The organism is Sphingobacterium spiritivorum (assembly GCF_016725325.1).
Lineage (GTDB): Bacteria > Bacteroidota > Bacteroidia > Sphingobacteriales > Sphingobacteriaceae > Sphingobacterium.
Window position 1 is genome coordinate 4,596,579 of the sequence record NZ_CP068083.1, and the last position, 22,886, is coordinate 4,619,464.

A 22,886-nucleotide genomic window follows, 5' to 3' on the forward strand; every position below is an offset into this window, starting at 1 on the left:
GTATGAAAACACTGGCGGATTATTATTTATCACAGCAGGAACCTCATAAAAGTTGTCTGTTAGCACTACGGGATATTATTCTGGCTTTAGATCCGGATATAACACATGAACTAAAATATGGTATGCCTTTCTTTTGTTATAAAGGAAAAATGTTCTGCTACCTATGGATACACAAATCCTATGGACAGCCCTATATTGGAATTGTTGAAGGTAAGCACATTATACACCCCATGCTGATAACTGAAAAAAGAGCACGAATGAAGATCATGCTTTTAGATTCGGATAAAGATTTACCGCTTTCCTCCATCAAAGATATAGTATATCAGGCTATTCAACTTTATAAAAATGGTACAATAGCAATCCCCAATAAAAAATCACAATGAGTAAACAGCATCAATACAGTTTAACGGTAGAATGGACTGGTAATACGGGTCTAGGGACTAAAAGTTATACTTCCTACAGCCGTAACCATACTATCCAGTCTGAAAACAAAGCCATTATTGAAGCCTCTTCAGACCCGGCTTTCAGAGGAGATCCGCAAAGATACAATCCGGAAGAGCTGCTTCTATCCTCTGTTTCTTCCTGCCACATGCTCTGGTATCTGCACTTCTGTTCACAGCACAATATTACAGTACTGGCCTATGTGGATCAGCCGGAAGGAACTATGCTGGAAAATGGAGATGGAAGTGGGTATTTTACCGGAATAACTTTACATCCGCAAATAGAAATAGCAGAAGAAGATAAAATTGCACTGGCACAAGACTTACATCGCAAGGCTAATACATATTGCTTTATAGCCAACTCGCTCAATTTCAAAATAGAACATAAGGCTATAATCAAAGTCGGTAAATAATTGCAGATCGGTCTGAAATAAAAATTGTCATACCTGTATGCATAAAGGGCAGTACAAAGTATGACAATAGTTTCTCCCATATTTACAATGGGATCAATGCCTAAAATTTTTAATTAAGCCGTATATTTTCGTTTTCTGATCTTTATATATACATAAAGTGAAACCAGAGACAATGCAAAAAACAGTAAATCGATAAATAAAATATCAAATGCTCCTGACCGATAGGTGGCCCATGGCCAGCTGCCCGTCATAATACCATTTGCAAGAGGAACACCCAAACACAGCAATATGGATAAAAATACTGTTTGGCGGTTAGTCAATGCGATATCCCTGCGTATAATAAAATAGACCGCCAGCACCAACCAGGAATAAAAATACCAATGGTAAATATCACTCTGCGTAGGTGTATTTAAAAAGCGTAATACAATAAATGTGAATGCCGTAACCGGAAGCATAGTCAGACAGGAAGCCAGAAATATATTAGCGGTCCAAAAGTTAAACTTACGCTTATGTGCAGGTACATTCGTCTTATCCCGTGCAACTAGCCAGATCAAAATACCGGATATAATAACCACACAACCCATTACGCCTAATACAAAATAAATAATCTTTAATGCACGGCCTCCGTAATCGCCGAAGTGAAGATGATAAATCAATGCTTTTACATGATCGAGATAGCTGGATTCCAGATGAGGTGTTTTCTCACTTAATACCTTTTGATCCTTGACACGATACACTAATTTTCCGGTTCCGGAAAAGTTGATATCTGCATCAGGTTTAGCCTCCACAATAATATGCATGTTTGCATCATTATAGTTTCGTACATACATTCGGCTAATCGTACTTCCCGGCCATCTTTCATTTATTCCTTCTACAAAGGCATTCAGATCAAACTTAGTATTCAGCGCCTGATACGAATATTCATATTTTGCATCATCAGAATATTGCAAAGCCTGATAAACCTTTTCCGTATCTCCTTTATACAGCACCTTACTGTAGGGCATGATCAATACAAAATTGATAATCAGTATTACCCCTGTAACAGCAAACATAAATTGAAAAGGAAAACCGATTACACCGAGAGCTGTATGAATATCCGTCCATACCGTTTTCCATTTACTCCAGGGCCGGAATATAAAAAAATTGGATTTGATCTTATCCCAATGAAGAAATACCCCTGTAATCAGGGCGAATAAAAAAAGAAAAGATACCAAGCCCGCTAAAAGATATCCGAAAGGTGTACCGATATTGATTGGGATCTGATTAAGTTGCGCCAGAAAATGAAGTCTGTATAAAAATTCGCCCATATCATAAGAACTTGCATAATCAGATGTTGATTTTTTAGCAAAGTCATATGTAAAATAAGCTGAATCTTCATTGCCTCCTCTCCGGCCTCTTCTCCCCTTTTTACCTTCTGTTTCCGGATTCTTTTTACTGATAGTGGTATCTGCCGAGACACTCATGTCTACATAGGTAGCCATGTCATTCCGGTTGACATAAAAAGAAAAATCTCTTCCGGTTAAGTTATACTTGGTGGATAACGAATCCACTAAAAAATTGTAGTCTTTTTTTACTATCCCTTTATGCGCACTGTATGAAAAATTCTTTTGCCAAGCAGATATTTCCTCTCTGAAAAAAGTAAATGAACCGGCGAAAAAGATCACATATAATAATGCACAGATGAGTATGCCGCTGATGGTATGTGTATGAAAATAGATGTTATATCTTCTGATATTCATTGTTGTTATTTAAGTAAGTAAGGAATAGAGAAGAGCAGGCTTAATACAATATAAGTGAGCCATACTTTCCAGATGTTTTCAGCAACAAAGGCCCATAACAATAAGAAAGCCCATAAAATGTATCCGGTGATAAATGATGTAATAATAACATTTTCCTGAGGGAATATATACATGAGACACAGGTGGAAGCTCAGCATGACTACATATCCTCCTACAAATCCGGCCAGAATTTTTGAAAGTCTTAGCCAGGGAGACTTGGTTAAATATTTTTTATTAGCAGGCATATGTATTAAATAAAAAATTCAAACAGCAGACATACCGCATAAGCAGCCAGAACCGACTTATAATTCAGATAGCGAAATGGAAAAAGAGCAACAAGCAGGCTTCCTGCTGTCATAATACTAATTATAGCAATAAAAATTCCACTCATCCAACCTAAATAATAAACGAATAGTCCGGTTGCAATTATGAATAATGTGGCACATAGAAATTTACTAAACTGCGGCCTTGATTCCAGTTTGGCCAGATATGCTGGTTTATTTTTCCATCCGGCCTTTTTGGATGTATTGTACCAGAGAAAAAAACCTATAAAAACAAGTAAAAAACTAGTGCTAAACATATATAAGTTAAATCAAAGCTCCTTTAAATAATCAGCAGCTGATCATAGGGACCAACCGCTGAAACATTAAAGAGAGAGAAACGTTAATCTATTTTAGAGTTGTCCGTATATTTCGCTGTCATACCGCTTACCCTTTTCAGGTGCATGTGGATTTCAGAAAAAACCATCAAAAGCATGTCTGTTAATAATGTAGCATCATTCTGCCTGAAGACAGTAGTGATATGGCATTATTCCAGCTTTACGGATAACTTTTATAATTTTTATTTTTGTTCAAAAAATGTAGTAGCACCATGCCAGTTACGGGTATAGTCTTTATCATTCCAACGCCCGGTTTCATCATTCATCTGTGATGCTTCCACTACATAATTACCTTTCCACTGCGGAGAGAAAGAAACAATACCTTTTTCGTTCGTTTTGAATGTTTTGGTCCATCCTGTCTCAGACATCACGATAACTTCAGCATCTTTGACTGCCTTACCATTACTGCTGACAAGCACTTCTACTTCAGATTTATTCTTTCCGTTTGTAACGACTTTTTCGACCGCAAAAGGAAGATCTTTAGGAGAATTTGCGTTGTTTACCAATTTGCCGACACTTACAGGGACAAGTGAAGAAAAGTTGTACTTTGTAGTTCCACCTAAATCTTTTGTTGCGTGTACAGTAGATATATAGTAAAGACCGTCTTTCTCAGGAACAAAGGATGTTGCTAAATGGCCTTGTTCATCCTTCACATCAAGCTTTACACGTTGGTTATCCGGAGTCGTTAACCATACTTCCAGATTTTTGAGATCAGAGTACCATTTATCTGTACTTTCCTTTTCCCCGCTAGCATATTCTCCGAAAAATATTTTTACATCGTGGGGTTGATTTTTACTTGCGGACGCTTTGCTCTCGATCCATACAGCGTGAGCCATTGCTACTTGTTTGCCGCCAAGTAAAATCAGAATCAAAAATAATTGGGTAATAATTTTCATATTTTTTATTTAGACTGATTATAAACAATGATGCAAATATAGAACAAAATCCATTTTTGTCAATAAAAAATCATAATTAATTTCTAAAATGCGGTAGCGGGCTATCTGATTAATCTTAAGTATCAGAAGTACAGCATGCTCATGTTACAAAGCAAAGCTTAAGCAAATCAAAAAATATAAGATTTTCTATCCGATACAAACGTGATCACCGAACGGTTATCAATAAAAGATATTACCAGATTACTGCATATCAAATTCAACGATCGGATCAGCAAATTACCCCTGCCCGATCCATTCTGAATTCTATTTGATCAGTTCTTTTTAGTAAGCTTAATAAGCACGACTCCCACCATTTTTATAAGGATTCTATTCATAAAAGATAGTGTAAACAGGAAAAAATAAGCCTTAAACATATAAACAAGGCCTAAAACACAACTATTCAAAAAAGATTAAAAAAAACTTGTCTGCTTATTATTTCTTTCTAAATTTGCACTGTTTATATTTAATCTAAATAAAAATAAAGTATTTCATACATGCTTATAAGGCATAATAACTGATATGTAAAAAATAGGTTTACAGCTCATATTATTCACTTGCAACTATTAACATCAACGACATCTATTGAACAAATCCGACATGCAACACAATTACCCCATTCTTAATCTACTTCCGAATATCTCCGGCAAAAAAATATGTGGCGCCCTTCTCTTTGCCCATGTGATATGCAGTTCAGCTCTTTATGCAGCCGGCAATCCGAATAGCAGCCTGTTGACAATTCAGCTTCAGCAACATGAACTTACAGGGCAGATAATGAGTGAAGATATACCTTTAGCCGGTGCGACAGTTAAAATCCCTTCCTTATCCAAAAATGCGATTACCGATGAAAACGGAAAATTTACATTTAAGAATCTTCCTTCAGGGAAATATAAAATCGTAGTATCTGCAATAGGACACAGCAGATGGAGTGAAGATATCCAAATAGGACCAAACAAGCAGACACTTCCCGTCATTTCACTTACCCGCTCAACAGAGCAAATAGAGGAAGTCATGGTGTTAGGGCGCACTAAAGTAGAAGAGGTCAACAAACAGGCCTACAATGTCACTGCATTAGATGCTACAAAACTCCATAATACTACACTTGATATTGGTCATGCACTGGATAGAGTCTCCGGAGTAAGAGTCCGGGAGACCGGTGGTGTGGGTTCAGATATGAATCTGTCTATCAATGGTTACTCCGGTAAACAGATAAAAATATTCATCGATGGTATTCCTATGGAAGGCTTCGGATCTTCTTTTCAGCTCAATAATATTCCGATCAATCTGGCCGAACGTGTGGAAGTATACCGAGGTGTCGTACCTGTATGGTTAGGCGCTGATGCTATGGGAGGCGCAATTAATATCGTCACCGGCAGCTCTAAAAAGAATTATATAGATGCCTCTTATTCTTATGGATCGTTTAATACACACCGAACCACTATAAATGCGGGTCTGACTTCTAAATCCGGCTATACATTGCAGCTAAATGCTTACCAGAATTATTCAGACAACAACTACAGAATATCTGTTCCTGATGGTCCTCAAAATGTAAAACGCTTTCACGACACCTACCACAATGAAGCGATTATTCTTCAGACCGGAGTCGTGGACAAAAGCTATGCAGACCGACTTTTAGTAGGAATACAATTGGGTAAGAGTTATAAAGAAATGCAGACTGGTGCGCGTATTGAATCTGTATTCGGATCCTGGTACCGCAAGGGCGACATTATTACACCCACTTTGAGATACCAGAAAAGAGATCTGTTTATCAAAGGATTGACAGCAAGTGTGAATGCGAATATTAACCTGGGGCACGAACAGAACATCGATACGACTTATGTGAGGTACGATTGGTATGGTACGCCTAAATATTATTCGGGCCTGGGCGGCGAGCAAAGCCGAAGTCTCTACAAGTACAGAAATAATACAGGCCTGGCCGCTACAACGATTTCATATGATATTAATGAACGAAATGCTGTTGTATTGAACAATACCTATTCTACTTTTAACAGAAAAGGTTCTGACGAACTGTATCCTGAAAACGTCGCCTATGATCTTCCCAGAAAATCAAGTAAAAATATTACAGGCTTAGCGTACCGCTACAATCATGATGGCAAATGGAATGTCACAGGATTTTTCAAAAATTACTTCCAACGGCTTAAATACAGCTCCAGTTATAATCCGTCTGGCAACTACGGTGATGTAGCATATAACCATCAGCAAACGAATTATAACAAAATCGGATACGGAATAGCCGGTACTTATTTCCTTACCCCTGCCCTACAATTAAAAGCTTCGTACGAAAATGCGAAGCGTATGCCGGAAGCGGAAGAGGTATTCGGGGATGAAATTTTGAAATCAAGTAATCTGGACCTGAAACCGGAATCCAGTGACAATTATAATCTGGGTGTGAATTATATGTTCTCCATTAATCAGGATCACCGCTTTGCTGTAGATCTGGGACTTCTGTACAGAGATTCCAAAGATTTTATCCGTGAAAAATTTAATGTAAACATGGTTAAGACTATTATGGAAAACAGAGCCAGTGTAACCAATAAAGGTATAGACGCTGAGATTCGGTATTCCTATAAGAAATTCTTCACAGCGGGAGCGAATATGTCTTATCATGACTTCAGGAATAAAACCAAATATGAAAACGACAACGCAAATGTAAGTATCGTCTACAATGACAGGATGCCTAATATTCCTTATCTGTACGGCAATTTTGATGCAACAGTATTCCTCTCCGATCTGGGCACAAAAGGGAACAATCTGAGTATCGGTTATAACCTGCTTTATGTACACAGCATGTATCTCTACTGGCCAAGTCAGGGTGCAGAAAAACTGGACATTGGTACACAACTGGGGCATGATGTCAATGCTGTATATAGCTTTAACAATGGTCGGTATAATATAGGTCTGGAATGCAAAAACATAACTAATGCCCAGTTATTTGACAATTTCAGATTGCCGAAGCCATCAAGAGGATTCTTCCTGAAAGCACGTTACTTTATATCTAACTAGATTTTTTTTACAACTCAAAATAATATTAATAACTAAAATTACATACTCATGATCAGAACATTTAAAAATCTAACTTTACTTTCAGCTACTGCCCTTATAGGTTTTAACGCCTGTTCCAAAGACAAAGGAACCATTGACACCAACATTACACCAGGTGAAGGGAATAAAGTAAAATATGTTATTGCTGCTCATCCTACCAGTGCAGAGGCCGGAACTGCAGATTATTTACTGACAACTGATGACCTGACAAAAGGCTCTATCTCTACAAAAGGTAATGGTATCGAACAGGACGGAACATGGCGGTACTATGTAGTCAACCAGAATAAATTCTTCAGTATGCTATACGGACAGGGTAATCCGGGTGCTGTTACATCTTACGCATTAAATACAGAAGGTAAACTTGTAAAAGTTTCCAATTTTGTGACCGAGACTGTTCAGGTATTTGCGCCGATGAATGATGAACTTGTTTTATTCAAAGTTCCTCGTTCAGGCAACGAAAATTCTCTTGTCTATCGTATTGATGCCGTAAACCCGGGAATCAAAGCAGATAAGGAAATCAATATTGTCAAATTAGCAGGTAATGGTGAACGTGCTCACTTCACCTGGGCCACTCAGTTTGGAGATAAGTTACTGGCTCCATATATGAGTATAAAGGGATGTTGCGGAGATACCTTTGGTACCGCTTATCCCGACAGCACATGGGTTGCTGTAATATCTTTTCCGGATCTGAAAGTCGAAAAAGTAATCAAAGACAACCGTACCAGTTACCTGGGTGGTTACTTTAAAAATGGATTATTTGTAGATGAGCAGGGAGATGCATATGGCTTTTCAGGTGCTACTGTAAAAATCGGAGAAAATATTGTATCAAAAAATCCATCAGCTATCGTTCGTATCAAAAAAGGAACTACGGAATTTGACAAAAGCTATTTCTTCAATTTTGAGGAGAAAACAAATGGCTTCAAAATCAATTCTGCACGTTATATCGGTAAAGGGAAATTTTTGGTGCAGTCATACACACAATCAAAGTCTACTGTAGGAATTAAATTTGCAATTGCTGATGTATATGCTCAAACTGTTACCTGGGTTACAGGTGCCCCTGTTAACATAGCAAGTACAACATCAAGCAACTACGGAGCCCTTTCTCCAGACGGAACCAAAGCATATGTAGGCTTAACCTTAGATACAGGGGACAGCTATGTTTACATCTTTGATACTGCAACAAACACGGCTACACAGGGATTGAAAGTCGAGGGCGGAACAATTAATGGTATTCACAGACTGACCTATTAATCTGTCTATATTTTTTTAAGGGATATTCAAGTAGTTGGATATCCCTTTTTATTTTCTGTATAAATTTAACCGTTTTTCCAATCCGGCTGACGCTTATCACGTTGGGCAGCAAGTCCCTCTTTGGCATCTTCTGATTCTTTCAGTTCATGTAATACCTTTAACAGGTACGCATAGCGGTCAGCAGCAGCCAGTTCCTTAATCTGTTTCAAGGCTTCAAAACCTTTTTTTATTGCCAATGGAGCACCCATTGTCAGATCAGCAATCAGCATTTTGATCTTATGATCGTCTTCATTTTCAACAAAATCCGTAATTAATCCAAGCTCATGTGCCTGTGAAGCCGTAAACGAAGTACCCCGTATGCACAGATCCATAGCTTTAGCATCCGGAAGATGTTTGAGCAAAGAGGCCAGCACCTGAAAGGGAAATATTCCGATACGTACTTCCGGCAGGGCAAACCGTACACTTTGCTTAGCAAAGACATAAGTACATTCCAGAAAGATAAGAAAACCTCCGGCATATACGTCTCCTTCTATAATACAGACAGAAGGTTTGTTAAGCTCGGCTATGACTGCTCCCAGAGAAATATCGGCATTTGTAATATCCGGATTTATGGTATCAGCTTCCGGATTTTCAAATGCTTTGAGATCCATTCCTGCACAGAATACCGGACCTTCAGCTTTTATTATCACTACACGTACAGCTGTGTCATTATTTGCTTCCTGTAACGCATGTCTGATCTCATTGACCATAGTCGGTGTAAAAGCATTGCGTTTACCGGGACGGGCTAAGGTGAGGTAAAATACATGGTCTATTATATCGGTTCGGATAAAATGATAGGAAATGCTACTCATGATACTAACTGATTAATGTATTAAATTGTTGTTTCAACTCCTCAATCCGGGACGCATTACCTCTCCCAAAAAACAACAGAAGATCCTCCATTGCAATATTACCCACAAGATCATCTTTTGCAAAAGGACAGCCTCCATATCCTAACATGGCTCCGTCAAATATTTTACATCCGGATGCATAAGCAGCTTTTATTTTGTCCATACTATTCAATTTGGTAGAGTGAAAATGTGCTCCTATGTGTAGCCCACCAAACAATTCATATACCTTATGAAACAGGCTGTCGATCTGTGCTACAGAAGCCTCACCTGTAGTATCAGCCAGCGAGAACCGTGTGACGCCCAATTCAGCAATTTTTCCCAGCCAGTCAATAACCAGCTGCTCGCTCCATATCTCCTGATACGGATTACCAAATGCCATAGAAATATAAACTACAGGTTCTTTTCCTGCGGATTTAGTATGTTCGACAATATATTTCAACCGTTCAAAAGACTGCTGCAGATTTGCGTTGGTATTGCGGAGCTGAAACTCTTCTGATATGGAAAAAGGATAGCCCAGATAATGGATCTGCTCAAAAACAGAAGCACGCTCCACTCCCTTCTCGTTGACTACAATAGCCAGAAGTCTGGTGTCATTGACCAGATCCAGCTGCCGGACAACAGCTTCTGTATCTGCCATCTGAGGTACAGCTGCAGGAGATACAAAACTTCCGAAATCTATACATTCAAACAATCCTGTACGAATCAGAAAATTAATATATGCGACTTTCTTTTCTGTAGATATCTGTCCGTGCAATCCCTGAATGGCATCACGCGGACACTCTACTAAAGTGATATTTTTTTTAAGATCTGACATCTTTTTGAATTTCTCTTGCTATAACCATTTTCTGGATGCTGGACGTTCCTTCTCCGATGGTGCACAATTTGGCATCTCTAAAGTACTTTTCAGCAGGATAATCTTTAGTAAATCCATATCCGCCAAAAATCTGTACACTTTCATTCGACACTTCTACTGCGGCTTCAGATGCATACAACTTCGCCATTGCACTGATCTTGGAAGATTTCGTACCTGATTCTTTTAAATATGCAGCCTGGCGAGTCAGAAGCTCTGCAGCTTCTACTTGCGTAGCCATTTCTGCTAATTTAAACCCTACAGCCTGAAAATCAAATATTTTCTGATTAAATTGTTCGCGTTCATTCGCATATTTTAAAGCACACTCATAAGCACCACGAGCTATACCAAGAGATAATGCAGCAATAGATATGCGTCCTCCATCCAATAATTTTAATGCCTGTACAAAACCCTGCCCCTCTTCACCGATGATCTGATCCTTGTGTACTCTGCAATTATCAAAGAATAAACATGCTGTTTCTGAGGCGCGCATTCCTAATTTATTCTCTTTCTTTCCTGCCGAGAATCCCGGTGTACCTTTTTCGATGATAAAAGCAGTCATTCCTTTTTTATCCCCCTTTTGACCGGTACGTGTGATAACAACGGCAACTTCAGAACTGATGGCGTGTGTAATAAAATTTTTCGACCCGTTCAGGATAAAATAATCTCCATCCCGCTCTGCAACAGTCGTCAGACCTCCCGCATCAGATCCGGAACCGGTTTCTGTCAGCCCCCATGCGCCTATCCATTCGGCTGTAGCCAGTTTAGGCAGATATTTTTTCTTTTGTTCCTCATTCGCAAAACTAAGAATATGATTGGTACACAATGAATTGTGTGCTGCCACGGAAAGCCCTATTGAACCACAAACTTTGGATATTTCATCCAGAATAGTAATGTACTCCTGATAACCAAGTCCTGCACCTCCGTATTCCTCAGGCACAATAATTCCCATGAAACCATAAGATCCCATCTTCCTGAACAGCTCTACGGGAAAGGTTTGAGCCTCATCCCACTCCATGATATGTGGTTTAATAAAATTCGTTGCAAAATCAGCAGCACTCTGCCTGATCAACTCCATCTGGTCTACATTAGCGACAAACATAATTTACTATTTACGTGTTTATAATTATTGGTGATTTTCGAATCAAATATATACAAACTATTATATATACAATTACAAAAATATCAAAATATTGTTTTATTTTTATCCCATATTAAGAAATTATTAATATAAGCACCCCTTATAAACCAAAATTGCAAATGAATAACTTAATTGATGTTTTAAACAAAAAGAAAGAGACACTGGCATTAGGCGGTGGACTGGACAAAATTGAGAAACATAAACAGAAGGGTAAACTTACGGCCTGGGAACGCATACACTATTTACTGGATGACAATCGTGACTTTCTGGAGATAGGTATCTTTGCAGGAGATGGAATGTACGAAGACGAGGGTGGCTGTCCAAATGGCGGGGCGGTATGTGTATTAGGTTATGTGCAAGGCAAACAATGTGTTATCGTCTCCAATGATGCTACAGTCAAAGCTGGTGCCTGGTTTCCGATCAGCTGTAAAAAAAATCTCCGTGCTCAGGAGATAGCCATGGAAAACCATATCCCTATTATTTATCTCGTAGATTCAGCAGGTGTATTTTTACCTATGCAGGATGAAATATTCCCCGATAAGGAGCACTTTGGACGTATTTTCAGAAATAATGCAAAAATGTCGTCTATGGGCATACCACAGCTGGCTGCTATAATGGGAAGTTGTGTGGCAGGTGGTGCGTACCTCCCGATCATGTCAGACTATGCTTTTATAGTAGAAGGTACAGGTTCCGTATTCCTTGCAGGCCCCTATCTGGTCAAGTCATCGATAGGAGAAACAGTTGATGCGGAAACATTGGGAGGTGCAGCTACGCATTCCGAAATTTCCGGTGTTACAGATAATAAGTATCCTACAGATGAAGCCTGTCTGGATGCCATCAAACAAGTGATAGATAAATTCGGAGAACAGCCTAAAGCACAGTTTAGCAGAAAAGAATCATCAAAACCAGCCTCAACGGCAGGAAAAATTATTGATATTATGCCTCTTGACAGGACAAAACCCTATGATATGAAGCGTATAATAGAAGCTATTGTTGATGAAAACACATTTGAAGAATATAAAAAAGATTATGGCAAAACCATCGTCTGTGGATTGGCTCGTGTAGATGGTTGGGCGGTAGGTATTGTTGCCAATCAGCGTGAAGTAGTGAAGGCAAAAAAAGCAGGAGGATCTGTTGAAATGCAGATGGGAGGTGTTATTTATAGTGATTCGGCAGACAAGGCTGCAAGATTCATTATGAATTGTAATCAACAGTCCATTCCATTGGTATTTTTTCAGGATGTAACAGGCTTTATGGTCGGAAGCCGTTCTGAACATGGAGGCATTATTAAAGACGGTGCCAAAATGGTAAATGCAATGGCGAACTCGGTTGTACCTAAATTCACCTTTATGATTGGAAACAGCTATGGAGCTGGTAATTATGCGATGTGTGGCAAAGCTTACGATCCCCGCCTCATTTATGCATGGCCCACAGCACAGATCGCCGTAATGAGTGGAGCGGCAGCAGGAAAAACCCTCTTGCAGATTCAGGATGCTGCTTTAAAAAGTAAAGGAGTATCGATTACTGAAACAGAGCAACAAGCCCTTTTAAAAAGTATTGAAGACAAGTACAATGAACAGTTGAGTCCATACTATGCAGCAGCACGATTGTGGGTTGATGGTGTTATTCATCCGGACGAAACACGCAAAGTAATCAGTATGGGAATTGAAGCTGCAAACCATGCTCCGATAACAGAACGATACAATGTAGGTGTAATACAAACTTAAGCAGAGCTATTATTTACTCAAAAGGGATGGACAATAGTAAGCTGAAAAATACTGAAAATCCGGATACTGAAAAATAGCAGTATTCGGATTTTATAAGACAAACAACATGCGGATATTTGTCTTATAAAATAATTATCATGGAAACTCAACAAGAAGTAGACTATCAACGTATCGCAAATGCGATCACCTATATTCGTGATCATTTCAAGACGCAACCCTCCATCGAGGAAGTAGCGGCACATATTCATGTAAGCCCTGCACACTTTCAGCGCATGTTTGCCTCATGGGCGGGAACAAGTCCAAAAAAATTTTTGCAGTATATATCTGTAGAACATGCTAAGAAACTTTTAAGAGAAGACAGACACATTTCGCTGTTTGATGCGACATATGACACAGGCTTATCCAGCACAAGCCGACTGCATGATCTTTTTATCAAAATTGAAGGAATGACCCCGGCAGAATACAAAAATGGTGGAAAAAATCTTCTTATCCGCTATAGTTTTACCGAAAGTCCGTTTGGTAAACTCATTATCGGCTCTACTGAAAAAGGCATTTGCTTTATGGGGTTTACGGATCATGAAGACGATGGCATAACACAATTGCGGCAACGTTTTCCTCATGCTTCTTTAATAACAGGAACCGATAATATGCAGCAGCATGCAGCCCTGATCTTTCAGAATGACTGGTCCAGACTTTCGGAGATCAAATTGCATCTTAAAGGAACTCCTTTTCAGTTAAAAGTCTGGGAAACGTTATTAAGAATACCTATGGGACAATTGGCAACATATGGACAACTGGCGAAAGAAATCGGAAATACTAAGGCTTCAAGAGCTGTTGGAACAGCCATAGGCAGTAATCCTGTTGCTTTTCTGATTCCATGTCATCGCGTTATCCAGTCGTCCGGCACAATAGGCGGATATATGTGGGGACCAACACGGAAAACTGCTATTATAGGATGGGAAAGCGCTCTTCAGGATACTGTGGCCGATTCATAACTGCACAGAAAGGTAAGGACATGAAATTATTTGAGGATCAAAGCTTTATATCACGAAATCTGCTTCCGCAAGACGGTGAAGTATATTATTATGGCACAGTGCTGTCTGTACAGGAAGCGTCGGCCTATTACGAGCGTCTTCTACAGCATATTGCATGGAAAAATGATCAGGCAGTAATATTCGGAAAACATATCGAGACAAAAAGAAAGGTCGCCTGGTACGGAGATCAGACCTTTTCTTACACGTATTCTAATATTACTAAATCGGCACTTCCATGGACAGAAGATTTATTAAAACTGAAAGAAATTGCAGAAGAACATACCGGAGAGAAATATAACTCCTGTCTGTTAAATCTCTATCATAGCGGAGATGAAGGAATGGCCTGGCACAGTGACGGTGAAAAAGATCTTAAAAAAAACGGAGCTATTGCCTCTATGAGTTTTGGTGCTGAACGTAAATTTGCTTTCAAGCATAAGCAAACCAAGCAAATAATCGCTATGGTATTGGAACATGGAAGTCTGCTTGTCATGAAAGGTACTACACAGACCCATTGGATGCATCGCCTGCCTCCTACCAAACGTATTTTCGGACCACGCATCAATCTTACCTTCAGAACAATAGTTAAGAATTTGGAGAAATAAAACTATTAAAAAATATTATAATCTTTATTCCCCAAAGACGTTTGTCGGTGTCCTCACCGGCAACAGAATGCAGTATTTCTATTGTAATTAGTAAACAGTCAATTAAACCTCTCTCCCGGTAAACCGGGATCTCTCCTTAAAAAGGAGAGAATTTTGTAGGTATAGCGTAAACTAACCTTAAGTAGCATTTAATAGAAATAGTAGTTCCTTCAGAAGAAGATTCTTTAGTCCTAAAGGCATTTGCCGGTGTCCTCACCCGCAACAGGATGCAGTATTCCTATATATAATTCGTAAACTGTCAATTATACGCGATTAAACCTCTCTCCTTTACTATCAAAGGCGTTTGCCGGTGTCCTCACCGGCAACAGAATGCAATATTCCTATATATAATTGGTAAACTGTCAATTATACGCAATTAAACCTCTCTCCTTTACTATCAAAGGCGTTTGCCGGTGTCCCCACCGGCAACAGATGCAGTAGTCTTATAATGTAAGTGGTAAACAGTTAACCAAACCTATCTCCCGGTAAACCGGGATCTCTCCTTAAAAAGGAGAGAATTTTATAGGTATAGCGTAAACTAACATTAAGCATCATTTAATAGAAATAGTAGTTCCTTCAGAAGAAGATTCTTTAGTCCTAAAGGCATTTGCCGGTGTCCTCACCCGCAACAAAAGGATTCAGTATTCCTATAATAATTGGTAAACAGTCAACTAAACCTCTCTCCCGCTAAACCAGGATCTCTCCTTAAAAAACACCGCATTTTATTAGCAGCTTGTATTGAAAAAAGAGAGAAAAGTAGCTATGCAACTTAAAAAAACAGAATCACGGGCTTCTTCTTAACCTCAAAAAATAGCACAAATTTATTCATATAAGTTTCATGGTATTTTAAGGCTAAAAATGGATATTTTATCTACCTTTGTCTCAATTATTTTTGCCGACACATTTATCTTGTCGTTTTATGTATAGATTTAACATCCGTTCCCTGGCATTAGTAATAGGTTTGGGCTTCATGGGATTCACCTCGTGCAAGACGCTCTACACCCGGGCATCCGACTCCTATCAGGGCTATGAAATGAATAACACTGTTACTGCAGATTCTGCAGTAGTAGCACTTTACGCACCTTATAAGCAACAAATGGAATCTGAAATGAACCGTGTAATTGGTTATTCAGACACCTATCTGACCAAGACACGGGATGCCGAGAGTCTTATTGGAAACTTTTTTGCTGACGCTCTTCTGGATATCGGAAAAACACTGGATAAGGATGCTGTATTTTCATTTGCAACCAAAGGTGGTATCCGTACAGATATGAGACAAGGTGATATTACTGTAGGTAAAATATTTGAGATCATGCCTTTTGAGAATAAGATCTCTATACTTGAATTGTCAGGTAAGGATGTATTGACACTGGCTGACTTCATTGCACAGACAGGAGGTCAACCTATAGGTGGCATGCGAATGGAGATCGTGGGTAAAAAAGCAACATCAGTGAAGATTAATGGTCAGGATATTGATCCAGCCAAACATTATAAAATGGTGACCTATGATTATATCGCTAATGGCGGAGACAATCTGGATGCTTTAGCCAGCCCGGTATCACGAAAAGACTATGAAAGTAAAGTCCGTGAAGGTCTTATGGATTATATCGGCAGACAAACGAAAGCCGGAAAACATATTAATGCAGTATTAGATGGAAGAGTTAAAATCAGTCAATAGAAGAGTCTTTATCAAAGGTTTAGGTGCACTAGGTGCAACTGCTGCTTTGAGTAACATACCTCTGGATGCACTGGCTGATTCGGAAGTAAAAATCACGATACTGCATACAAACGATGTACATAGCCGAATAGAACCCTTTCCGATGGATGGATCCAGAAATCAGGGACTTGGCGGTGTAGCCCGCAGAAGTACATTGATTCAGAAGATCAGAAAAGAGGAGAAAAACGTTCTTTTGCTTGATGCAGGAGATATGTTTCAGGGCACACCTTATTTCAATCTCTTTGGCGGTAAGCTGGAACTGGATCTGATGACCAAACTGGGTTATGATGCAGGGACATTTGGTAATCATGAGTTTGACAACGGACTGGATGGACTAGTTAAATATCTGGATCATGCAAAATTTCCTTTCCTGACAGCCAACTATGACTTTACAGGAACGGTATTGCAGGGCAAAACACAAGATTATACCATCTTCAAAAGAGGAGGTATCAAAATCGGGGTATTTGGTGTCTGTATAGATGTAAATGGCCTCGTAGATCCTACGAATTGCAAAGGCATGAAGTATCTGGATCCGATTCCTGTAGCGAACCGGATTGCTGAAAAGCTGAAAAAAGAAGAAAAATGTGATCTGGTGATCTGTCTTTCCCATTTGGGTTACAAATACGATTCAGACAAAGTTTCTGATCTCGTGTTAGCAGAGAAGACTCAATATATTGATCTGATTATAGGTGGGCATACGCATACCTTTTTAGATAAACCGGTCTCTGTCCGTAATATGGCAGGAGAACAGACGATTGTCAATCAGGTCGGTTTTGCCGGAATTAATTTGGGACGCATTGATTTCATTTTAAAACCTTATTCGGGAAAGAAGCGCATCGAGTCTGTCGTATATCAGGTCGATCATCATATAAAACCCTCGATTTTAACATAAAAACTATAAAAAGTTAGCATATTAAAATGTCAAATCGGGCGTCTGATCATCATCACCCGGTTTGACATTTTTTTTTGACTACTTCTGAAAGAATCATTTATATCCTTTTACGGATAAAATGAACTGACAGAAACTACAACATTTATCTCATGAAAAGAATTATACAAATATATATCAAGTCTTACAGCGGACTTTCCCCGGCAGCCTGGCTCCTCGCCTTAGTGATGCTAATCAACAGGATGGGCTCTATGGTAATACCATTTTTGGGTATGTATATGACCAAACAACTTGGCTTTGACATCTCCCATGTAGGTATTGTATTAGCCTGCTATGGCTGCGGATCCGTCGCCGGATCCTGGCTAGGCGGATGGCTTACAGACAGAATTGGGAATTTCAAAGTACAGTCTATCAGTCTGATTATGACCGCTCCTTTATTTTTGCTGATGCCGATGTTCCGTACATTCGAATCTATGGCCGCTATTGTTTTTGTACTCAGTCTGGTGGCCGATACGTTCAGACCTGCAAACTCGGTATCAGTGGCACGCTATGCCAAACCGGAAAACCTGACGAAAGCTTATTCACTAAACAGAATGGCGGTCAACCTGGGTTTTTCGATTGGTCCTGCGTTGGGAGGTTTTCTGGCTGCATTTTCATACAACTGGATTTTCTATGGAAATGCTATCGCGGTAGCTATAGCCGCTGTTGTTTTCCTTTACTTTTTCTACAATAAAAAAGGAAATAAAATAACTAAAAAATCAGAAAAGGAATTACAGACGGAAGTGAAAGACAGGAACCCCTATACAGATGGACCATTTATACTTTTTTCTATTCTCTGTTGTCTGTTTTCAATGGCCTTTTTTCAACTGATCAGTACACTTCCTCTTTTCTATCAGGATGTTCACCATATGAATGAACGTGAAATCGGCATGATACTCGGCTTCAGCGGATTTGTAATTGTTGTATTTGAAATGCTGCTCGTACATATTGTTGAACATCGGGCCACTATTACACGCATACTCTTTTACGGAACATTATGTGCGGGTCTCTCCTATCTGATGCTCAATTTTAATTTTGGAATAGCCTGGCTGTATATAGCGATGTTTATGCTTTCGCTTGGAGAGATGCTTACATTACCATTTATGGCTACCGTTACTGCTTTGCGCTCTACACGCAATACACAGGGAGCATATATGGGTATGAATTCTATTGCTTTTGCTTCATCCAATATCTTTGGTCCCTTTCTGGGTACAAAGACAGTAGCTCTCTGGGGATATCATACCTTATGGTATATCGATGCTGCTATATTGGTATTGGTTGCTTTTGGGTTTATCTGGGCTTTGAAAAGATTAGGATTAAATCAATAAACCGGGTTAAGCCCGGTTTATTGATTTAAAATTATCCTATATTCCGCTCATATGGAACTCTTGTAGCAATTGAACGCCCAAGTGTAATTTCGTCTACATATTCCAGTTCGCCACCAAATGCAATACCTCTGGCAATGGTGCTGATCTGAATATCAAATTCTTTTAATTTACGGTACAGGTAGAATATTGTCGTATCCCCTTCCATGGTGGCACTTAAAGCCAAAATTACTTCCTTCACATGACCGGCACGAAGACGCTCTACGAGTCCTTCTATTTTGAGATCTGAAGGACCTACACCATCCATAGGAGATATCAGGCCTCCCAGCACATGATATACGCCCTGATACTGATTGGTATTCTCTATCGCCATGACATCTCTGGTATCTTCTACGACACAGATCAAAGATTTGTCCCGCTTGAGTGAACTACAGATTTCACAGATATCATGATCTGAAATATTAAAGCATTCCTTACAGTACTTAATCTGCTCTTTGAGTTGATTGAGCGCCCCTGTAAAACGCAAAACTTCTCCATCAGATTGCTTCAACAGGTGCAAGACCAACCTTAACGCTGTTTTTTGTCCTATACCCGGTAAACGCCCAAATTCATCTACTGCCTGCTGCAATAATTTTGAAGAAAATTCCATTTCGCAAAAATAAGAATAAGCATTCTTCTTTAACTAAATTATTGTACAAAAATACGATAGAAGATAAATTACAGATTGTCGAGAAGTCTGGGTTATTGATCGCCCTCTGCTATAGTATGTGTACTATCAGGTGTAGATTCCGTTTCTTCCGGAGTATCGCCGGATATATCATCTTCCGATCCCATCTGATCCATATTTTCTATTTCCTGTTGTGTATATTGATAATAGGAGTTAAACTTCTTCGTCTTTTTATCATATACCAATGCATACTTCGTGTTTTCGTTTTTAATGATTAACCCGGCACAGGGAGCTGGTACAAGTTTAGCTTCATCCATGTATATTCTGGCTCCAGCCTTAAATGAATTAATAACCGGCAATTCACTTTCATAATCTTTTATTAAAAGTCCTTCACCTTTATGATTGAATATAACAAGAGAACTGCTTTTATAGTCATTCTTTTCGAACAATACAGCCATGTCATCTTCATTATCGTCATCGCCGGTAAAATTTCCGAAAGCATAAACAGACTTCGCTCTGTCAGCAATTTTGGTTAAGAACTCCGTTCCGTCCAGATAATTATTATATTCTAAAAAATTATAAATAAACGCTTTATAGTTATCAGGAATATTATCATATTCTGAAACAGAAAAAATAGAATTTATTGCTTCTTGCCTTTCAGCATTACTGTCGTCTAAGGATTGGCCACCATTTTTATACACAGCAAAGTAGTATCCGCCTGCTCCTAAAATAAGCAAGCATAAAATAGTCAATGTAATATATAAACCTTTCTTACTTTTTCCGGCAGGTTGGTTTTCTCCGTTTGGTTGTTCTACTGTTCTCTCCATATTTTACTGGTAAAAAAACATACTCTGACTTCTGCATCTTTTGAAAACGGTTATTGATACAAAAACCATAAGCTTGTTTAGGTTAATCTTGTTTAAGGCTTAAAAATATTTATTTTGCTGCAGATACAGAAATTATCATATTGATATTTAATAAAAAATGCGAAACAAATCTGCTTCGCATTTAAGTATTAAGTAGTTATATTTCTAAAAGTCGAACGTATAATTGACGGAAAAGGTTCTTCCTCTTCCCTGATAATAAAACAGATCGTCGAGTTTATAAGTAGAATACAGGATCTGCGATCGTTTACTCCAGATCGTCTGGTAAGTTGTATTGAATAAATTCTGTACCCCGACATTCAGCTTACCATAAGGCAACGTATACCCAACAAAAAGATCTGATGTATTGTAAGCCTTAATCTCATTGCTCAATTCGTCCTTCAATTTCATGTTTTGTAAACTCTGGAAACGAAAGTTCCAGTTTTTGATATTGTATCCGGTATAAGCCACAAGTTTAGATGGGCTGGCATTATATACTTCTTGCTTTTTCCAATCGTTTTCAACCTGTACTTCCGAACGGATTAATAATGCACTTGCTCCTATATAAAATCCGTCATATGTATACGACAATTCAGCTTCTATACCTGTATTCCGAAGATTCTGCTCATTGACAACAACCTGAAAATTAGTACGATCAACAGACATTACCTTATCAGATTTACTTACAAATCCGGATACCTGTCCTTTAATTCCCGCATAATTGATACGGTATCCCAGTTCAAACTGATTTGTTTTAATCCCCTGCAGCGGTGAATCTTTTACATTGAGACTGGATGTAATATCCCAGTTATTAGTCGTAGCATTGAGATTATAAGTACCATAACCATAAAACTTTGCCGGATCGGCCAGTGCCACACCTTCCGAATAGGTAAACCAGGCCTGATGATTACTGTTAGGCTTCAGTAATAAACCAGCATTGACCAATGTCATATCATATGAACTCTTTCCGCCCGGAATAGCTGACGCTGAATTTCCATAGCCAAATGCTACCTGAGTCTGCTGAACGGAGCCTACAAAGTCTTTAACCGTAATATCCGTATTTTGATAGCGCAGGCCTGCAGTAAGTTTCAACATATCTATAATTGAATATTCTCCCTGAAAGTATCCGGCTATACTTGTAGAGCGATTGGTAGGATATCTGCCTAAAGTATGGATAGTTTCATTTACCAGTCCTCCGGATTCAAATGATTTTGCAATATCATATACATTTTGTGTCGCTTCGAATTTCTCAAAATCTACATCCAATCCGTACGTAATATTGATCTTGTCCCAGCTTTTAGATAATAAAGCTTTCAATCCGGTATAATACGTATTCTGACGGGATGAAGACATATAAGGAGTAACGCCTGTCGCTAACCTTAATGTCCCCGGGAAAGGATAAAAATCCAGCTTTTCTGACCGCCCGGCTACCTGCACATACAGATCCTGTCCGCCAAGTAGTTGTGAACCATGATAATTTGCTGTTCCCATTAAGCGTACAGTACCCGGATTTACACTCGATTTAAATCCGTCTCTCATTTCAAGTAATTCTCCTTTTCCGGTAGTAAAAGCACTCAGGTTATCACCTAAGAAAAGACTTCTTTTGCCATTAAATTTAGAATTATAATACTGTCCGGATACAGTGATCTTGTGATTCGGATGGATCTGATAGCCTGCAGTTCCCAATACATCTACACTTCTGTTGTACTGTAAATCCGTTTGTGTAATATCCGTAAAAATCTGTTCATTATCAGCCCCGTAGGTAGCCCCGTTTTGCTGATAAGCAACTGCCAGACGACCTTCTAATTTCTCTCCTCTGCCCTGTAAAGATTGAGCAATACGATAATCGTGATCATTTGAATGTCTCAGACCAGCTCTTACACCGATTTCGGAAGTACCGCCCAATCCGTCTTTATTAGCTCTCCGGGTTATTATATTGATAATACCTCCTGTAGCATTTCCACCATAGATAGAACTTGCTCCAGAAAGAATCTCAATCCGCTCTATATTAAAAGGGTCAATTGCATCCAGTTGACGACTGATAGAACGTATACTATTTAATGACACCCCATCGATCATGACCAGTGCAGCCCTGCCTCTCATATTCTGACCGTAGTTAGTTCTACCCTGCGGACCGATATCCATACCAGGCGCAAGGATTGCCAGCATTTCTTTCAACGGAACCCCGTTTTTAGCCTGCTGTTCAATCTGTTCACGATTGAAAACCCAGACTGTCCCTGCTATATCCGAAATATTTACTGGTTTTCGGGATGCCACCACCACAACATCTTCCAATTGATTGGAAGCATCAATAGTAAAATCCAGCTCTCTGAGATCCCCTTGTTGCAGGAAAACCTCTGTTACGGAGCTTTGTTTATTCAGATAAGATGTCTTTACCTGATAAGTTCCCGGAGTAAGTTTTATAGAGAAAGATCCGTTTTCATCAGATTGACCAAGGCTTTTACCCGATATCAGGATACTGGCTCCCTTGATTTTCTCTCCGGAAGCATTGTAGACAGTTCCCTTTAGCGTCTGTGCCTGTACATATCCGGCCAATAAGAATAAACC

20 protein-coding genes are annotated in these 22,886 nt (G+C 39.1%); 10 read left to right on the forward strand and 10 right to left on the reverse strand.

All coding sequences use genetic code 11. The features are described from left to right. The first annotated feature begins 2 nt into the window (after positions 1 to 2). Together I6J02_RS19260 and I6J02_RS19265 are read left to right on the forward strand one after the other, a co-directional pair. The gene (locus I6J02_RS19260; protein WP_201679393.1) at positions 3 to 383 is read left to right on the forward strand and encodes a DUF1801 domain-containing protein; all 381 of its coding nucleotides are present in this window, start codon (positions 3 to 5) and stop codon (positions 381 to 383) included. After that, a complete protein-coding gene (locus I6J02_RS19265) occupies positions 380 to 853 on the forward strand; it encodes an OsmC family protein (protein WP_201679394.1) in 474 nt (157 codons plus the stop codon). Before I6J02_RS19260 ends, I6J02_RS19265 begins: the two co-directional genes overlap by 4 nt. 113 nt (positions 854 to 966) lie before the next feature. On the opposite strand, the gene I6J02_RS19270 is transcribed toward I6J02_RS19265, so the two are convergent. From I6J02_RS19270 to I6J02_RS19285, 4 genes are all read right to left on the reverse strand, one after another. Continuing rightward, positions 967 to 2,592, reverse strand: a complete 1,626-nt coding sequence (locus I6J02_RS19270) for a PepSY-associated TM helix domain-containing protein (protein WP_201679395.1) — start codon at positions 2,590 to 2,592, stop codon at positions 967 to 969. A 5-nt stretch (positions 2,593 to 2,597) separates the two neighbouring features. After that, positions 2,598 to 2,876, reverse strand: a complete 279-nt coding sequence (locus I6J02_RS19275; protein WP_003005970.1) for a hypothetical protein — start codon at positions 2,874 to 2,876, stop codon at positions 2,598 to 2,600. A 5-nt stretch (positions 2,877 to 2,881) separates the two neighbouring features. Continuing rightward, entirely contained in the window at positions 2,882 to 3,211 is a 330-nt protein-coding gene (locus tag I6J02_RS19280; RefSeq protein WP_201679396.1) for a hypothetical protein, read from the reverse strand. Between the two features lie 260 nt (positions 3,212 to 3,471). Beyond that, the gene (locus I6J02_RS19285) at positions 3,472 to 4,185 is read right to left on the reverse strand and encodes a DUF4198 domain-containing protein (protein ID WP_201679397.1); all 714 of its coding nucleotides are present in this window, start codon (positions 4,183 to 4,185) and stop codon (positions 3,472 to 3,474) included. Between the two features lie 636 nt (positions 4,186 to 4,821). On the opposite strand from I6J02_RS19285, the gene I6J02_RS19290 reads away from it, so the two are divergent. Both I6J02_RS19290 and I6J02_RS19295 read left to right on the forward strand, forming a co-directional pair. Then, positions 4,822 to 7,245 carry a TonB-dependent receptor gene (locus I6J02_RS19290; RefSeq protein ID WP_201679398.1) on the forward strand — a complete coding sequence of 808 codons (2,424 nt, stop codon included), beginning with the start codon at positions 4,822 to 4,824 and terminating at the stop codon, positions 7,243 to 7,245. Between the two features lie 48 nt (positions 7,246 to 7,293). Next, entirely contained in the window at positions 7,294 to 8,535 is a 1,242-nt protein-coding gene (locus I6J02_RS19295; protein ID WP_201679399.1) for a DUF4374 domain-containing protein, read from the forward strand. 65 nt (positions 8,536 to 8,600) lie between these two features. Here the strand turns inward: I6J02_RS19295 and I6J02_RS19300 are convergent, their stop codons facing one another. Genes I6J02_RS19300 through I6J02_RS19310 form a run of 3 tightly spaced genes read right to left on the reverse strand, consistent with a single transcriptional unit; the run spans position 8,601 to position 11,377 of the window. Further along, positions 8,601 to 9,386, reverse strand: coding sequence for an enoyl-CoA hydratase/isomerase family protein (locus tag I6J02_RS19300; RefSeq protein WP_201679400.1), 786 nt, complete (start codon positions 9,384 to 9,386; stop codon positions 8,601 to 8,603). A gap of 4 nt (positions 9,387 to 9,390) precedes the next feature. Beyond that, complete coding sequence (locus I6J02_RS19305; RefSeq protein ID WP_201679401.1) at positions 9,391 to 10,239, reverse strand: hydroxymethylglutaryl-CoA lyase; 849 nt, start codon at positions 10,237 to 10,239, stop codon at positions 9,391 to 9,393. Beyond that, on the reverse strand, positions 10,226 to 11,377 hold the full coding sequence (locus tag I6J02_RS19310) for an acyl-CoA dehydrogenase family protein (RefSeq protein WP_201679402.1): 1,152 nt from the start codon (positions 11,375 to 11,377) through the stop codon (positions 10,226 to 10,228). Before I6J02_RS19310 ends, I6J02_RS19305 begins: the two co-directional genes overlap by 14 nt. Before the next feature lie 158 nt (positions 11,378 to 11,535). Here I6J02_RS19310 and I6J02_RS19315 point away from each other — a divergent pair, with 158 nt between their 5' ends. The 6 genes from I6J02_RS19315 (at position 11,536) to I6J02_RS19340 (ending at position 18,791) form a co-directional block, all read left to right on the forward strand. Next, entirely contained in the window at positions 11,536 to 13,143 is a 1,608-nt protein-coding gene (locus tag I6J02_RS19315; protein ID WP_201679403.1) for an acyl-CoA carboxylase subunit beta, read from the forward strand. Between the two features lie 128 nt (positions 13,144 to 13,271). Further along, positions 13,272 to 14,138 carry a methylated-DNA--[protein]-cysteine S-methyltransferase gene (locus I6J02_RS19320; RefSeq protein WP_201681776.1) on the forward strand — a complete coding sequence of 289 codons (867 nt, stop codon included), beginning with the start codon at positions 13,272 to 13,274 and terminating at the stop codon, positions 14,136 to 14,138. 20 nt (positions 14,139 to 14,158) lie between these two features. Then, positions 14,159 to 14,779: an alpha-ketoglutarate-dependent dioxygenase AlkB family protein gene (locus I6J02_RS19325; protein WP_201679404.1), complete on the forward strand. Its 621-nt coding sequence runs from the start codon at positions 14,159 to 14,161 to the stop codon at positions 14,777 to 14,779. 958 nt (positions 14,780 to 15,737) lie between these two features. Further along, positions 15,738 to 16,496: a 5'-nucleotidase C-terminal domain-containing protein gene (locus tag I6J02_RS19330; protein ID WP_236582176.1), complete on the forward strand. Its 759-nt coding sequence runs from the start codon at positions 15,738 to 15,740 to the stop codon at positions 16,494 to 16,496. Further along, positions 16,471 to 17,427, forward strand: coding sequence for a metallophosphoesterase (locus I6J02_RS19335; protein WP_002994836.1), 957 nt, complete (start codon positions 16,471 to 16,473; stop codon positions 17,425 to 17,427). The genes I6J02_RS19330 and I6J02_RS19335 overlap by 26 nt, the downstream gene beginning before the upstream one ends. Before the next feature lie 149 nt (positions 17,428 to 17,576). Continuing rightward, complete coding sequence (locus I6J02_RS19340) at positions 17,577 to 18,791, forward strand: MFS transporter (protein ID WP_201679405.1); 1,215 nt, start codon at positions 17,577 to 17,579, stop codon at positions 18,789 to 18,791. Between the two features lie 31 nt (positions 18,792 to 18,822). Here I6J02_RS19340 and recR read toward each other — a convergent pair whose 3' ends face one another. The 3 genes from recR to I6J02_RS19355 all read right to left on the reverse strand — a co-directional run bounded on the left by recR (position 18,823) and on the right by I6J02_RS19355 (position 22,874). Continuing rightward, the gene (recR, locus tag I6J02_RS19345) at positions 18,823 to 19,437 is read right to left on the reverse strand and encodes a recombination mediator RecR (protein WP_201679406.1); all 615 of its coding nucleotides are present in this window, start codon (positions 19,435 to 19,437) and stop codon (positions 18,823 to 18,825) included. A 92-nt stretch (positions 19,438 to 19,529) separates the two neighbouring features. Then, positions 19,530 to 20,282, reverse strand: coding sequence for a hypothetical protein (locus I6J02_RS19350; protein WP_201679407.1), 753 nt, complete (start codon positions 20,280 to 20,282; stop codon positions 19,530 to 19,532). 204 nt (positions 20,283 to 20,486) lie between these two features. Further along, positions 20,487 to 22,874: a TonB-dependent receptor gene (locus I6J02_RS19355; protein WP_236582177.1), complete on the reverse strand. Its 2,388-nt coding sequence runs from the start codon at positions 22,872 to 22,874 to the stop codon at positions 20,487 to 20,489. Positions 22,875 to 22,886 lie beyond the last annotated feature (12 nt).

Coding starts and splice junctions, on each gene's coding strand:
- I6J02_RS19275 (WP_003005970.1), bottom strand. CDS start 2,876: ATGCCTGCTAATAAAAAATATTTAACCAAGTCTCCCTGGCTAAGACTT.
- I6J02_RS19325 (WP_201679404.1), top strand. CDS start 14,159: ATGAAATTATTTGAGGATCAAAGCTTTATATCACGAAATCTGCTTCCG.
- I6J02_RS19335 (WP_002994836.1), top strand. CDS start 16,471: ATGGAAGAGTTAAAATCAGTCAATAGAAGAGTCTTTATCAAAGGTTTA.
- I6J02_RS19305 (WP_201679401.1), bottom strand. CDS start 10,239: ATGTCAGATCTTAAAAAAAATATCACTTTAGTAGAGTGTCCGCGTGAT.
- recR (WP_201679406.1), bottom strand. CDS start 19,437: ATGGAATTTTCTTCAAAATTATTGCAGCAGGCAGTAGATGAATTTGGG.
- I6J02_RS19270 (WP_201679395.1), bottom strand. CDS start 2,592: ATGAATATCAGAAGATATAACATCTATTTTCATACACATACCATCAGC.
- I6J02_RS19290 (WP_201679398.1), top strand. CDS start 4,822: ATGCAACACAATTACCCCATTCTTAATCTACTTCCGAATATCTCCGGC.
- I6J02_RS19315 (WP_201679403.1), top strand. CDS start 11,536: ATGAATAACTTAATTGATGTTTTAAACAAAAAGAAAGAGACACTGGCA.
- I6J02_RS19260 (WP_201679393.1), top strand. CDS start 3: ATGAAAACACTGGCGGATTATTATTTATCACAGCAGGAACCTCATAAA.
- I6J02_RS19300 (WP_201679400.1), bottom strand. CDS start 9,386: ATGAGTAGCATTTCCTATCATTTTATCCGAACCGATATAATAGACCAT.
- I6J02_RS19310 (WP_201679402.1), bottom strand. CDS start 11,377: ATGTTTGTCGCTAATGTAGACCAGATGGAGTTGATCAGGCAGAGTGCT.
- I6J02_RS19295 (WP_201679399.1), top strand. CDS start 7,294: ATGATCAGAACATTTAAAAATCTAACTTTACTTTCAGCTACTGCCCTT.
- I6J02_RS19280 (WP_201679396.1), bottom strand. CDS start 3,211: ATGTTTAGCACTAGTTTTTTACTTGTTTTTATAGGTTTTTTTCTCTGG.
- I6J02_RS19285 (WP_201679397.1), bottom strand. CDS start 4,185: ATGAAAATTATTACCCAATTATTTTTGATTCTGATTTTACTTGGCGGC.
- I6J02_RS19265 (WP_201679394.1), top strand. CDS start 380: ATGAGTAAACAGCATCAATACAGTTTAACGGTAGAATGGACTGGTAAT.
- I6J02_RS19350 (WP_201679407.1), bottom strand. CDS start 20,282: ATGGAGAGAACAGTAGAACAACCAAACGGAGAAAACCAACCTGCCGGA.
- I6J02_RS19340 (WP_201679405.1), top strand. CDS start 17,577: ATGAAAAGAATTATACAAATATATATCAAGTCTTACAGCGGACTTTCC.
- I6J02_RS19330 (WP_236582176.1), top strand. CDS start 15,738: ATGTATAGATTTAACATCCGTTCCCTGGCATTAGTAATAGGTTTGGGC.